The 13,985-nt window shown below is 71.9% G+C and carries 11 protein-coding genes; 6 read left to right on the top strand and 5 right to left on the bottom strand.

Annotated features, from left to right (window positions below; translation table 11 throughout):
* Positions 1-53 precede the first annotated feature (53 nt).
* Complete coding sequence (locus tag IE239_RS03685) at positions 54-575, bottom strand: putative universal stress family protein (protein ID WP_190147783.1); 522 nt, start codon at positions 573-575, stop codon at positions 54-56.
* 203 nt (positions 576-778) lie between these two features.
* Between IE239_RS03685 and IE239_RS03680 the strand changes: the two genes are divergently transcribed.
* Positions 779-919: a hypothetical protein gene (locus IE239_RS03680; RefSeq protein ID WP_190147782.1), complete on the top strand. Its 141-nt coding sequence runs from the start codon at positions 779-781 to the stop codon at positions 917-919.
* Between the two features lie 224 nt (positions 920-1,143).
* Here IE239_RS03680 and IE239_RS03675 read toward each other — a convergent pair whose 3' ends face one another.
* Both IE239_RS03675 and IE239_RS03670 read right to left on the bottom strand, forming a co-directional pair.
* Positions 1,144-1,800, bottom strand: a complete 657-nt coding sequence (locus IE239_RS03675) for an MBL fold metallo-hydrolase (protein WP_190147781.1) — start codon at positions 1,798-1,800, stop codon at positions 1,144-1,146.
* Between the two features lie 9 nt (positions 1,801-1,809).
* On the bottom strand, positions 1,810-2,496 hold the full coding sequence (locus IE239_RS03670) for a maleylpyruvate isomerase family mycothiol-dependent enzyme (protein ID WP_190147780.1): 687 nt from the start codon (positions 2,494-2,496) through the stop codon (positions 1,810-1,812).
* A 234-nt stretch (positions 2,497-2,730) separates the two neighbouring features.
* On the opposite strand from IE239_RS03670, the gene uvrA reads away from it, so the two are divergent.
* On the top strand, positions 2,731-5,814 hold the full coding sequence (gene uvrA / locus IE239_RS03665; RefSeq protein ID WP_190147779.1) for an excinuclease ABC subunit UvrA: 3,084 nt from the start codon (positions 2,731-2,733) through the stop codon (positions 5,812-5,814).
* A gap of 98 nt (positions 5,815-5,912) precedes the next feature.
* Here uvrA and IE239_RS03660 read toward each other — a convergent pair whose 3' ends face one another.
* Entirely contained in the window at positions 5,913-6,833 is a 921-nt protein-coding gene (locus IE239_RS03660) for a carbohydrate kinase family protein (protein ID WP_190147778.1), read from the bottom strand.
* Positions 6,834-7,285: 452 nt separating this feature from the next.
* Entirely contained in the window at positions 7,286-8,305 is a 1,020-nt protein-coding gene (locus IE239_RS03655; RefSeq protein ID WP_190147777.1) for a hypothetical protein, read from the bottom strand.
* A 309-nt stretch (positions 8,306-8,614) separates the two neighbouring features.
* Here IE239_RS03655 and uvrC point away from each other — a divergent pair, with 309 nt between their 5' ends.
* From uvrC to whiA, 4 genes are read left to right on the top strand one after another with little or no spacing between them, the layout of a single operon-like run.
* Positions 8,615-10,777, top strand: a complete 2,163-nt coding sequence (uvrC, locus tag IE239_RS03650; protein ID WP_190147776.1) for an excinuclease ABC subunit UvrC — start codon at positions 8,615-8,617, stop codon at positions 10,775-10,777.
* The gene (gene rapZ / locus IE239_RS03645) at positions 10,774-11,841 is read left to right on the top strand and encodes an RNase adapter RapZ (RefSeq protein WP_190147775.1); all 1,068 of its coding nucleotides are present in this window, start codon (positions 10,774-10,776) and stop codon (positions 11,839-11,841) included. The genes uvrC and rapZ overlap by 4 nt, the downstream gene beginning before the upstream one ends.
* Complete coding sequence (locus tag IE239_RS03640; RefSeq protein WP_190147774.1) at positions 11,838-12,905, top strand: gluconeogenesis factor YvcK family protein; 1,068 nt, start codon at positions 11,838-11,840, stop codon at positions 12,903-12,905. The genes rapZ and IE239_RS03640 overlap by 4 nt, the downstream gene beginning before the upstream one ends.
* Positions 12,896-13,885 carry a DNA-binding protein WhiA gene (whiA, locus tag IE239_RS03635; protein ID WP_109000029.1) on the top strand — a complete coding sequence of 330 codons (990 nt, stop codon included), beginning with the start codon at positions 12,896-12,898 and terminating at the stop codon, positions 13,883-13,885. Before IE239_RS03640 ends, whiA begins: the two co-directional genes overlap by 10 nt.
* Positions 13,886-13,985: the final 100 nt, after the last annotated feature.

Here is a 13,985-nt window from a genome sequence, read left to right as displayed (position 1 = left end):
GGCCGCTCCTCTCCCCGCGGGGCGGCCGGGACCGATTCCTTTCTGCCCGGGGCTCAGCGGGGCGTGCGGGGCGTGGCCGGCGGCGCCCACGGCGCCGGCGAGGCCGCGTGCACGAACGGGCCGCCACGGATGGCGGCGGCCTCCATGACCGTGCACGCGTCCAGCCCCGCCGGCCCGCTGCGCGATGCCACCAGCAGCGAGCAGCCGTGAAGGGCCGCCGTGTCCAGCAGCGCCTTCGCCGCATGCAGCCGCCCGCCGCCGCGCGCAGCGGGACGGTGATAGACGGCCGACCGATGTGCGATCCCCGCGCGGGCCAGCCGCGGCAGGGCCCGCCCGACCACCGCACGGACCGCCATCGAGTCCGGGCGGACGGTCTTGGTCCTGGGTGGCGGTGGAGGCAGCACCGCGATCAGCAGCAGCGGTGCACCGCGCGAGGCGGCGAGCCGGGCGGCCGCGTCCACCACGGCGGTGTCATCGAGACGGTCGGCCAGCACCGCGGCCACCGGGAACCGCCGGCGGGCGACCGGGGCGGTGGCATCCGACGCGGGTGGGAAGCTCGGGCGAGTGGTGTTCATGGCGGTCGCGCTTTCCGGGAGAACCGAAGGGGGCACTTCCAGCGTCCCCTCCATCCCGAAAGTACGTCAACAGTTACGCGAAATATTTTTCGCGTAACTATTGACGTCTGTCCGAGGCTCCGGCCGGGCCGGAGATCGCCGTCCCGCGCCGGCCGACCCGGGTCGACCTCACCGGGCCCGGCGGCACCGCCGATCCCGAGTTGATGGAACGCCGTCAAGGGCAGGTACTCGGCTCCGCCACCACCGACATGGCGGACACGCGCGTCGTGCAGCCCGAGGACCAGGCGGACGACGTCGTGGCGGCGCTGCTGGCGCAGGCCCGACAGGAAGGGGAGGGTGCGTGATCCCGCTGCCGCCGCACCGTACGAAAGGGCCCGGTGTGCTTGGAGTTGAAGGTCCGGGCCGGGCCGGGCCGTTCGGCCGCTGGCTCGGCCGCGGGGGGAGGAGGTGGACGAGCCCGACGAGGAAACATCCGGCCGGCAACCGGCGATCAGAGCACCCGGCTACGGGCCTGAACGCGCGACCGCCCCTCTTCGGTTTCGCAACAGGGGCGGTCGTCGTCGGACGGTTACCAGCCTCGTGCGCGCCACTCCGGAAGGTGCGGGCGCTCGGTGCCCAGCGTGGTGTCGTCGCCGTGTCCCGGGTAGACCCAGGTCTCGTCCGGCAGGACGTAGAAGATCTTCGTCTCGACATCGTGGATCAGACGGGCGAACGCCTCAGGGTCCTTACGGGTGTTGCCCACGCCGCCGGGGAAGAGGCAGTCGCCGGTGAAGACGTGGGGGTGGCCGTGCGGATCGTCGTAGACCAGGGCGATCGAGCCGGGCGTGTGCCCGACCAGATGGCGCGCGGTGAGCTCGACGTTCCCCACCCGGATCACGTCGCCGTCGTCGACCGGAACGTCGGTCGGCACCGGGATGCCCTCGACGTCCTCGCGTCCGGCGTGGGTACGCGCGTGCGTGGCCGCCACGACCTCGGCGAGCGCCTGCCAGTGGTCGCCGTGCCGATGGGTGGTGACGACGGACGCGATGCCGTCGTCGCCGATCGTGCCGAGCAGGGCGGGCGCGTCGTTCGCCGCGTCGATCAACAGCTGCTCGTCCGTGGCCCGGCAGCGCAGCAGATAGGCGTTGTTGTTCATCGGGCCGACCGCGATCTTGGTGATCATCAGGTCCTTGAGCTCGTGCACGTCCGCCGGGCCGCCGACCGTCACCTGTCCGCTGTACGTCATGACGGCAGCCTATAGCGGGGGGAGCGCCGGCAGGGGCCCGCCGTCGACCGTCAGCCCGGATCCGTCGCGGCGCCCCGAGAGCCAGCCCAGAAGTTCGGCGGGAGCGCCCGTGACGGTCACCTCGGGCGCCTCGGCCTCCAGGCCGGTGTGCCACGCGCGCGTGCCGTCCGTCAAACGGGTCGGCGGTACCTCGGGATGCCCCGTGAACCGCTCCGCGAGGAACGCGATCTCCCGCGCGGTGAACTCCTCGGGCAGGTCTTCCAGCTCCTGGCCGATGCCGAGGTCCACGTGGTGCAGCTCGACCTCCACCCACCGGCGGAAGGGCACCCGGGCCGCCGCGTCGACGACCCCGTTGCGCAGCTCCACGGTGCGCGACCAGTCCGCGGGCGCCGCGCCCGCCGCCCGGAAGCGGGCCGCGCTCTCCCGCACGTCCGCGAGCTGGACGTCCAGGGGGCGTGGGGCGTCGCGCTCGATGTCCGCGTCGCGGACGTGTGCGTCGGCGTACATGGGCCGCCCTTCGAGGACGTTCACGAGCGCGTCGGCGTTGCGGGCGATATGAGCCAGGACATGGCCACGGCTCCAGCCGGGCAGGCGGGACGGCTCGGTCACGGACGCGTCGTCCAGCGCGGCGACTGCGCTGAGGAGCCGCTCCGTCGCCTCACGTACAGACTCCAGGTCATGAGCGTGATCAATCATGGTCATGACCCTAGCCCCGCCACCCCTTCGGGTGAAGGTGGCCGACGGAGCACGTAAATCGAATGCACGTGCTATATGGTCGGTTGCGGCGTCGGGCATGCTGGAAGGCCGGGGATTGTTGTCAACCGGTGAATCCGGGATCCGTCCCGACCGGCGTTGTCAGTGGCTCCCCCTAGTCTGGGAAAGACGGGGGCCTCGCCCCTGTCACTCCTCTCAAGAAAGGTGCGGACCGGCGTGGCCGACCGTCTCATCGTCCGTGGCGCGCGCGAGCACAACCTCAAGAATGTCTCGCTCGACCTGCCACGCGACTCGCTCATCGTCTTCACGGGCCTGTCGGGGTCGGGCAAGTCCTCGCTGGCCTTCGACACCATCTTCGCCGAGGGCCAGCGGCGCTACGTCGAGTCGCTCTCCTCGTACGCCCGCCAGTTCCTCGGACAGATGGACAAGCCGGACGTCGACTTCATCGAGGGCCTCTCGCCGGCCGTCTCGATCGACCAGAAGTCGACCTCGCGCAACCCGCGCTCCACGGTCGGCACCATCACCGAGGTCTACGACTACCTGCGTCTGCTCTTCGCGCGCATCGGCAAGCCGCACTGCCCCGAGTGCGGCCGGCCGATCTCCCGCCAGTCGCCGCAGGCCATCGTGGACAAGGTGCTGGAACTGCCCGAGGGCAGCCGCTTCCAGGTGCTGTCGCCGCTGGTGCGCGAGCGCAAGGGGGAGTTCGTCGACCTGTTCGCCGACCTCCAGACCAAGGGCTACAGCCGCGCGCGGGTGGACGGCGAGACAGTGCAGCTGTCCAGCGCGCCCGCCCTGAAGAAGCAGGAGAAGCACACCATCGAGGTGGTCATCGACCGCCTCACCGTGAAGGACACCGCCAAGCGTCGTCTCACCGACTCCGTGGAGACCGCCCTCGGGCTCTCCGGCGGCATGGTCGTCCTCGACTTCGTCGACCTCCCCGAGGACGACCCCGAGCGCGAACGCATGTACTCGGAGCACCTGTACTGCCCGTACGACGACCTGTCCTTCGAGGAGCTGGAGCCCCGCTCCTTCTCCTTCAACTCGCCCTTCGGCGCCTGCCCCGAATGCACCGGCATCGGCACGCGCATGGAGGTCGATCCCGAGCTGATCGTCCCGGACGAGGACAAGTCCCTGGACGAGGGCGCCATCCACCCCTGGTCGCACGGCCACACCAAGGAGTACTTCGGCCGTCTGACCGGCGCGCTCGCCGACGCCCTCGGGTTCCGCACGGACATTCCCTTCGCGGGCCTGCCGCAGCGCGCCCGCAAGGCGCTGCTGTACGGCCACAAGACGCAGATCGAAGTCCGCTACCGCAACCGGTACGGCCGCGAGCGGGTCTACACGACCCCCTTCGAGGGCGCCGTCCCGTTCGTGAAGCGCCGGCACGGCGAGGCCGAGAGCGATGCCGGCCGGGAGCGCTTCGAGGGCTACATGCGCGAGGTGCCGTGTCCCACCTGTGAGGGCACCCGGCTGAAGCCGCTCGTCCTCGCGGTCACCGTCATGGGCAGGTCCATCGCCGAGGTCTCCGGCATGTCCATCAGCGACTGCGCGGACTTCCTGGGCGAGCTCAAGCTCAGCGCCCGCGACAAGAAGATCGCCGAGCGGGTCCTGAAGGAGGTCAACGAGCGGCTGCGGTTCCTGGTCGACGTAGGTCTGGACTACCTCTCGCTCAACCGCGCGGCCGGCACGCTCTCCGGCGGCGAGGCCCAGCGCATCCGGCTGGCCACCCAGATCGGCTCCGGCCTGGTCGGCGTCCTGTACGTCCTCGACGAGCCGTCCATCGGCCTGCACCAGCGCGACAACCACCGGCTGATCGAGACCCTCGTCCGGCTGCGCGACATGGGCAACACGCTCATCGTCGTCGAGCACGACGAGGACACCATCAAGGTCGCCGACTGGATCGTCGACATCGGCCCCGGCGCGGGCGAGCACGGGGGCAAGGTCGTGCACAGCGGCTCCCTGAAGGAGCTGCTCACCAACGAGGAGTCGCAGACCGGGCAGTACCTGTCCGGCAAGAAGGCGATCCCGCTGCCCGACGTCCGGCGCCCGCAGGACCCCACCCGCCGGCTCACCGTCCACGGCGCACGCGAGAACAACCTGCAGGACATCGACGTGTCGTTCCCGCTGGGCGTGTTCACGGCGGTCACCGGCGTGTCCGGCTCCGGCAAGTCCACGCTGGTCAACGACATCCTGTACACACACCTGGCCCGCGAGCTGAACGGCGCGAGGAACGTCCCGGGGCGGCACACGCGCGTGGAGGGCGACGACCTCGTCGACAAGGTCGTCCACGTCGACCAGTCGCCCATCGGCCGCACCCCGCGCTCCAATCCGGCCACGTACACCGGCGTCTTCGACCACGTCCGCAAGCTGTTCGCGGAGACGACCGAGGCGAAGGTCCGCGGCTATCTGCCCGGCCGCTTCTCCTTCAACGTCAAGGGCGGCCGCTGCGAGAACTGCGCGGGCGACGGCACGATCAAGATCGAGATGAACTTCCTCCCGGACGTCTACGTCCCGTGCGAGGTCTGCCACGGCGCCCGCTACAACCGGGAGACCCTGGAGGTCCACTACAAGGGCAAGTCCATCGCCGAAGTCCTGAACATGCCGATCGAGGAGGCGACGGGCTTCTTCGAGGCCGTACCGTCGATCGCCCGGCACCTCAACACCTTGAAGGACGTCGGCCTCGGCTACGTCCGGCTCGGCCAGGCCGCGACCACCCTGTCCGGCGGCGAGGCCCAGCGTGTGAAGCTCGCCAGCGAGCTGCAGAAGCGCTCCACCGGCCGCACGGTCTACGTCCTGGACGAGCCGACCACGGGCCTGCACTTCGAGGACATCAGCAAGCTCCTCAAGGTCCTCTCCGGCCTCGTCGACAAGGGCAACACGGTCATCGTCATCGAGCACAACCTCGACGTGATCAAGACGGCCGACTGGGTCGTCGACATGGGTCCCGAGGGCGGCGCCGGCGGCGGTCTCGTCATCGCCGAGGGAACGCCGGAGGAGGTCGCCGGGGTGTCGACCAGCCACACCGGCAAGTTCCTGCGCGAGATCCTCGACGCCGACCGGATCAGCGACGCGGCGCCCGCACAGGCCCCGCGCCGGGCGGCGGCGAAGAAGACGGCTGCCGCCGGGAAGACCGTCGCGGCGAAGACGACCGCGCGCAAGCCGGCCACCGCCAAGACCGCGACCGCCAAGACCGCGAGCGCCAGGAAGGCGGGCGCGGCGAAGGACACGACGGCCGAGAAGGCCGCCGGGCCGGCCAAGGCGGCTCCCGCGAAGAAGACGACGCGGGCCCGCAACGCCTGAGAGCGGTGGCGACGGGCAACGGTCGCGACGGGCGGCGCTCCACGGAACTCACCGTGGAGCGCCGCCCGTTCGTCCGGCAGCCGCTTCCCGCGAGGCCGCTAGAAGTCCCCGAGCGCCCCCAGCTCGGCGGCGTACGGCGGTTCCGCGCCCGCCCGGGAGCAGGTGATCGCCGCCGCGCGCGCGGCGAACCGCAGCAGTTCCTGCCATCCGGCGGCGCCCAGAGCCGCCGACGCGGCCGGGGACAGCGCGTCCCGCACCGAAAGCCCGTGCAACAGAGCCGCGTTCACCGTGTCCCCGGCGCCGATGGTGTCCACGACGTCCACCCGCTCACCCGGCACCGAGTAGACGGACCCGTCCCGGGTGAACGCGGTCAGTCCGGCGCCGCCCTGGGTGATCACGACGGCCGAGGGGCCCGCGGACAGCCACTCGTGCGGGGTGCCGCCCAGCCACGCGGCGTCCTCCTCGGAGAGTTTCAGCAGCGACACCGAGGGCAGCCAGCCCTTGAAGCGGGCACGGTACGCGTCGGCGTCCGGTATCAGCCCTGATCGGATGTTCGGGTCGAGTGCGGTGAACAGGCCCCGCGACGCGGCGGCGCGCATCAGCTCCTCGTACGCGCTCGCACCAGGCTCCAGCACGAGCGAGCAGGTGCCGAAGGACACCGCGCGGGTACCCGCGGGCAGCGCGTCGGGGGCCGTGAACAGCCGGTCCGCGGTGCCGTCGACGTAGAAGGAATAGGCGGCCGAACCGTTCGCGTCGAGGGAGGCGACCGCGAGCGTGGTCGGCTCCGCGCCGCGCTGCACAGCGGACAGGTCCACGCCCGTGTCCCGCAGTCTGTCCAGCAGCGCCTCGCCGAAGGCGTCCCGTGACACGCGGGAGGCGAAGGCGGTGGGGGAGCCTAGGCGGGCCAGAGCGACCGCCGTGTTGTACGGGCCGCCGCCGAGCGCCGGCTGCAGACCCGCGAGGGCGCCCGTCCCCTGCGGCACCAGGTCGATCAGGGCCTCACCGGCGACGACGATCACGGGGCGGTTCCTCTCTGGCTGTCTGCGACCGCTCGGACCGCTGCTCGCGGGGCGGCCGCACGAGGTACGGCGGACGAAGGAGCAGGTGAGCCGCCGGCCGGGAAGCTACCGCATTTCACAGTCGCGCCCCAAAACCGGCGCCGAGCGCTCCCGAGGGGCGCGTACGGTCGTCGAGTCGGGCCGCGCGGCGCAGACGGTCTGCGGAGGGCCTGCGGAGGGTCTGCAAAATGCGGCCGAGGCGGTTGAACGTCGACCGGCGAGTGGACGCTCTGCGGGTGCGGCCCAGACGTCTCGCCCGTCTGCGGCCCAGACACGTCGTCGGTCTGCGAGGTGCGGCCCAGACGCGTCGTCGGCCCAGGAAGTGCGGCCGAGACGCTTGGCCGGCCCAGGAAGTGCGGCCGGGACGCGTGGTCGGTCTGCGTGGTGCGGCCTGACCCACCCGTGGCCGTCGGTCACTCCCAGTCCCACCCGATGCCCACCATGCCCGACCGCACCCTCGGCTCGACCAGGTGCACCGAACGGTGCCGGCCGCTCAGCGGCAGTTCCTGGCGACCGCCGCGCGGCGCCGCGGCCGAGTGCTGGGTGAACCGGTGGCAGCGCACGGGCACGGCGAGCTCGTCGAAGCGGACCTGCAGGGCGTACTGGCCTCCTGCCGCGCCGAAGCCGCGGACGTACTCGGTGGACGCTTCGCCGGTGCCGTCCTCCACGCCGTAACGGAAGAGGAAGGTGTCGCCGGCCCGCAGGCGGGTGTCGAAGAGGAGCTCGGCGACGAGCACGCCGGTGCCGTGGTGGCGCCGGATGCGCCCGGCCCGGCAGTTCTCCAGGGCGTGCACCGTCATCCCCTCCGGTGCGCACCCCGGGTCGCCGTGGTGGACGGCCACGAACCGGTCGACGCCGTCGCGATGGGCGCGCACGATGTGCTGCGACTCCCGTCCCAGCAGCTCGCGGCGGGCCCCGATGCGGACCCGCTCGTGGTGGCCCAGCGTGTGCAGTCCGCCGTCCAGCGGGCACGCGAGTTCACCGAGAAGCTGTTCGAGGATGCCGGAGGCCTGCAGCAGCGAGCGGTAGGAACGTCCCGCGGACCGCCCGCCCGTCCCGCCGCCCTGCCCGCCCGGTCCGCCCTGCCCGCCCGGTCCGCCCGGCCCGCCCGGTCCGCCCGGTTCGTCGTGCGACGCGGCGAGCAGCCGGATCAGGGACTCGTCCGGCAGCCGCAGGATCTCCTCCAGCGCGCGTACGGCCCGCAGCGACTCGGGCCGCTGCGGGCGCCGGGCGCCCTGCTGCCAGTAGCTCAGGCTGGTCACGCCGACCTTCACCCCGTGGCGCGACAGGTGGTGCTGGACACGCTGCAACGGCAGTCCGCGGGCCGCGATCGCGGCCCGCAGCGCCACGTGGAAGGGCCCTCCTCGCAGGGCCGTGTCCAGTTCCGCGGTGACGGCGCCGGCGGCGTCCGCGTGCTGTGTGGCGTGCGGCATGCAGGAGCCTCTCTGTGAATGCTCACGACGGCTGGTCGGACCGTGCGTGGGGTGGTCGGGGCCTTGACCGCGCCGCCGGAACTCCTTCACATCCGTGATGCGGCCTTCAGGGCCCCGAGTTCCCCCGCATTGAAGCGTGTTGACCTGGTCCCGACAACACCTGATGCCCGAGTGGCACATGCGGGTGGCCGAGTCCACTCCTGCGGACCACGGCCTTCCGGATTCCGCAGGTACCACGTCCCGTCGCGGACGCCGGACGTTGTCCACAGCCCCGCCGGAGTGTCACCCCGCGCCAGTAGGGTGTGAGACATGGCCGACCCCTCCAGCTACCGCCCCAAGCCGGGACAGATCCCGGACTCTCCCGGGGTGTACCGGTTCCGCGACGAGCACCGCAGGGTGATCTACGTCGGAAAGGCGAAGAGCCTGCGCCAGCGCCTGGCGAACTACTTCCAGGACCTGGCGGGCCTGCACCCGCGCACCCGCACGATGGTCACCACGGCCGCGTCGGTGGAGTGGACGGTGGTGTCCACGGAGGTCGAGGCGCTGCAGCTGGAGTACTCCTGGATCAAGGAGTACGACCCCCGGTTCAACGTCAAGTACCGCGACGACAAGAGCTACCCCTACCTCGCGGTGACGATGAACGAGGAGTACCCGCGTGTGCAGGTGATGCGCGGCCACAAGAAGAAGGGCGTCAGGTATTTCGGTCCGTACGCGCACGCGTGGGCGATCCGGGACACCGTCGACCTGCTCCTGCGCGTCTTCCCCGTGCGCACCTGCTCCGCCGGCGTGTTCAAGAACGCCGCCCGCACCGGCCGGCCCTGTCTGCTCGGCTACATCGGCAAGTGCTCAGCGCCCTGCGTGAGCCGGATCTCACCGGACGACCACCGGGAACTGGCCGACGAGTTCTGTGACTTCATGGCCGGCCGCACCGGCACCTACCTCCGCCGCCTGGAGAAGCGGATGACGGAGGCGGCCGAGGAGATGGAGTACGAGCGGGCCGCCCGCCTGCGCGACGACATCGAGGCGCTGAAGAAGGCCATGGAGAAGAACGCGGTCGTGCTCGCCGACGCGACCGACGCCGACCTGATCGCGGTCGCCGAGGACGAACTGGAGGCGGCGGTCCAGATCTTCCACGTCCGCGGCGGACGCGTGCGCGGTCAGCGCGGCTGGGTGACCGACAAGGTCGAGGACGTCACGACCGGCGCTCTCGTCGAACACGCTCTGCAGCAGCTCTACGGCGAGGAGCGCGGCGACTCCGTCCCCAAGGAGGTCCTGGTCCCCGCCCTGCCCGACCCGGTCGAGCCCGTGCAGGAGTGGCTCACCGAACGCCGCGGGTCCAACGTGTCGCTGCGCATCCCGCAGCGGGGCGACAAGAAGGACCTGATGGCGACCGTCGCACGCAACGCGCAGCAGGCGCTCGTCCTGCACAAGACCAAGCGCGCCTCCGACCTGACCACGCGCTCGCGCGCCCTGGAGGAGATCGCGGAGGCCCTCGACCTGGAGAGCGCCCCGCTGCGGATCGAGTGCTACGACATCTCCCACCTCCAGGGCGACGACGTCGTGGCCTCCATGGTCGTCTTCGAGGACGGTCTGCAGCGCAAGAGCGAGTACCGCCGCTTCCAGATCAAGGGCTTCGAGGGCCAGGACGACGTCCGCTCCATGCACGAGGTGATCACCCGCCGCTTCCGGCGCTACCTCGCCGAGAAGGAGCGGACGGGCGAGTGGACCGACGGCGCCGAGCCGTCGGCCGACGGGACCGGGACGGCCTTCGCCGCCGGGACCGGTACGGCCCTCGCCGACGGCACGCCGGCCGTCCTCGACGGCGCGGCCGCGGCGGCCGTGGCCGGCGAAGCGCCCCTCACCAGCGGCCTCAAGGGCGACGACGGCCGTCCCAGGCGCTTCGCCTACCCGCCCCAGCTCGTCGTCGTCGACGGCGGACTGCCACAGGTCGCGGCGGCCAGGAGAGCGCTGGACGAGCTGGGCATCGACGACATCGCCGTGTGCGGTCTGGCCAAGCGCCTGGAGGAGGTCTGGCTGCCGGACGACGACGATCCGGTCGTCCTGCCCCGCAGCAGCGAGGGCCTCTATCTGCTCCAGCGCGTGCGCGACGAGGCCCACCGTTTCGCGATCACCTACCAGCGCACCAAGCGGGCCAAGCGCTTCCGCGCCGGCCCGCTGGACGAGGTGCCCGGCCTCGGCGAGACGCGCAAGCAGGCGCTGATCAAGCATTTCGGCTCGGTGAAGAGGCTGCGCGCCGCGACCCTCGACCAGATCTGCGAGGTCCCGGGCATAGGCCGCAAGACGGCGGAGACCATCGCCGCGGCCCTCGCCGAGGCGGCGCCGCCCGCCCCCGCCGTGAACACGGCGACCGGAGAGATCATTGATGATGAGGAACCCGACACCACGACGGGTTCCCCCGGAGCGCCCGTGACGTCGGGGGCCCCGGAGGAACGACGGGGGCAGGAGACATGAACGAGCACGACGCACACCCCACGGCCCAGCCGGAACAGACGCCCACTACTGTGCCCACAGCCGATCCCCGGCCCGGCCCCCAAGGGTCCGGCGAGGCTGCCGCTCCGCCTCCCGCGGTCGCCGGCAGCCCGGGGCAGGAAGCACGCCACGAAGACGGAGCACAGGTGAGTACGGACGTCACGCCGCCGGGGATCCCCGACGCGGCCATCCCCGAGCTGGTGATCATCTCCGGCATGTCCGGAGCCGGCCGCTCGACGGCGGCCAAGTGTCTGGAGGACCTCGGCTGGTTCGTGGTCGACAACCTCCCGCCCGCCCTGATCCCCACCATGGTGGAGCTGGGCGCCCGATCCCAGGGCAACGTGGCCCGCATCGCGGTCGTCGTCGACGTCCGCGGCCGGCGCTTCTTCGACAACCTCCGCGAGTCCCTCGCCGACCTGGAGTCGAGGAACGTCACCCGGCGCATCGTCTTCCTGGAGTCCTCCGACGACGCGCTGGTGCGTCGCTTCGAGTCCGTGCGCCGGCCGCACCCCCTCCAGGGCGACGGCCGCATCGTCGACGGCATCGCCGCCGAGCGCGAACTCCTGCGCGAGCTGCGCGGCGACGCGGACCTGGTGATCGACACCTCCAGCCTCAACGTGCACGAGCTGCGGGCCAAGATGGACGCCCGGTTCGCCGGCGAGGAGGAGCCCGAGCTGAGGGCCACCGTCATGTCCTTCGGCTTCAAGTACGGCCTGCCGGTCGACGCCGACCTCGTGGTGGACATGCGCTTCCTGCCCAACCCGCACTGGGTCCCGGAGCTGCGCCCCTACACCGGCCTCAACGAGGAGGTCTCCGCGTACGTCCTCAACCAGCCCGGCGCGAAGGAGTTCCTCGACCGGTACGCGGAGCTCCTCCAGCTGGTCGCCGCGGGCTACCGCCGCGAGGGCAAGCGCTACGTGACCATCGCGGTGGGCTGCACCGGCGGCAAGCACCGCTCGGTGGCCATGTCGGAGAAGCTCGCCGCGCGCCTCGCCGCCGAGGGCGTGGAGACGGTGGTCGTGCACCGGGACATGGGACGGGAATGACAGGACGCTCTCCACGGCTCGGCCGTCTGCGCAGGACCGCGTCCGACGGGCGCGTGAGCCGGCCGATCGAGGCCCGCGGCGGCAAACCGCGCCGCCGCGGCACCCAGCCCAAGGTCGTGGCCCTCGGCGGCGGCATGGGGCTGTCCGCCTCGCTCACCGCGCTGCGCCGGATCACCGGCGACCTCACCGGAGTCGTCACGGTGGCCGACGACGGCGGCTCCAGCGGCCGCCTGCGCGCCGAGCTGGGCGTGCTGCCGCCGGGCGACCTGCGCAAGGCCCTGGCCGCGCTGTGCGGCGACGACGACTGGGGCCAGACCTGGGCCCGGGTCATCCAGCACCGTTTCCAGTCGCAGGGCGAGATCAACGGGCACGCCGTCGGCAACCTGCTGATCGTCGCCCTGTGGGAGCAGCTCGGGGACCACGTGCAGGCGCTGGACCTGGTCGGCAAGCTGCTCGGCGCGCAGGGACGGGTGCTGCCCATGTCCGCCGTGCCGCTGGAGCTCCAGGCACTGGTCAAGGGCCATGATCCGCTGCGGCCGGACGACGTGGAGACCGTCCGCGGGCAGGCGACCGTGGCGCTGACGCGCGGCGAGGTGCAGTCCGTGCACCTGGTCCCGCACGACCCGCCGGCCGTCCCGGAGGCCGTCGACGCCGTGCTGGACGCCGACTGGGTGGTGCTCGGGCCAGGCTCCTGGTTCTCCTCGGTCATGCCGCATCTGCTGGTGCCCGAGCTGCTGGACGCCCTCATGGCGACGAAGGCGCGCCGGGTGCTCTCGCTGAACCTCGCGCCGCAGCCGGGAGAAACCGATGGCTTCTCCCCGCAGCGTCATTTGGAGGTTTTGGGACGACACGCCCCTAAACTCGCCCTGGACGTGGTGCTGGCCGACGAGGCCGCCGTGCCCGACCGCGACTCGCTGGCCGAAGCCGCCGAACGGTTCGGGGCGGCGGTCGAACTGGCGCCGGTGGCCCGGCCCGACGGAACCCCGAGGCACGACCCGGAGCTGTTGGCCGCCGCGTACGACCGTATTTTTCGGATGCATGGAAGGATCGGCCCATGGCGATGACGGCAGCGGTGAAGGACGAGATCTCCCGGCTCCCCGTCACCCGGACCTGCTGCAGAAAGGCGGAGGTCTCCGCCCTTCTGCGGTTCGCCGGCGGCCTCCACCTGGTGAGCGGGCGCATCGTGATCGAGGCGGAGCTGGACACCGCGATGGCGGCCCGTCGGCTCAAGCGGGACATCCTGGAGATCTTCGGCCACGGCTCGGAGCTGATCGTGATGGCCCCCAGCGGCATCCGCCGAGGCTCGCGCTACGTCGTGCGCGTGGTCGCGGGCGGCGACCAGTTGGCCCGGCAGACGGGACTCGTGGACGGCCGGGGCCGCCCGATCCGGGGCCTGCCCCCGCAGGTGGTCTCCGGTGCGACCTGTGACGCGGAGGCCGCCTGGCGCGGCGCCTTCCTGGCGCACGGCTCGCTCACCGAGCCCGGCCGCTCGTCCTCCCTGGAGGTGACCTGCCCGGGCCCGGAGGCCGCGCTCGCGCTGGTCGGCGCCGCCCGTCGGCTGTCCATCGCGGCGAAGGCCCGCGAGGTGCGCGGGGTCGACCGGGTCGTGGTCCGCGACGGCGACGCGATCGGCGCGCTGCTCACCCGGCTGGGCGCGCACGAGTCGGTGCTGGCGTGGGAGGAGCGCCGGATGCGCCGCGAGGTGCGTGCCACGGCGAACCGGCTCGCGAACTTCGACGACGCCAACCTGCGCCGCTCGGCCCGGGCGGCCGTCGCCGCCGGGGCCCGTGTCCAGCGCGCCCTGGAGATCCTCGCGGACGAGGTGCCCGAGCACCTCGCGGCTGCCGGCCGGCTGCGCATGGACCACAAGCAGGCATCCCTGGAGGAGCTGGGCGCGCTCGCCGACCCGCCGCTGACGAAGGACGCCGTCGCCGGCCGGATCCGCCGGCTGCTGGCGATGGCCGACAAGCGCGCCTCCGACCTCGGCATCCCGGGCACGGACGCCAATCTCAGCGACGAACTCGCCGACAACCTGGTCGGCTGACACTCCTTCAGAACGCCGGTGGTGTCGTCCGATCGGGCGACACCACCGGCGTTTTCCGTGACGTCGAGGCGCTCTTGACTCGATCATGAACTGTCATGAG

The organism is Streptomyces humidus, assembly GCF_014649655.1.
Taxonomy (GTDB): Bacteria; Actinomycetota; Actinomycetes; order Streptomycetales; family Streptomycetaceae; genus Streptomyces; species Streptomyces humidus.
The sequence above is the reverse complement of the archived record's forward strand: the minus strand, read 5'-3'. Positions and strand labels throughout refer to the sequence as shown.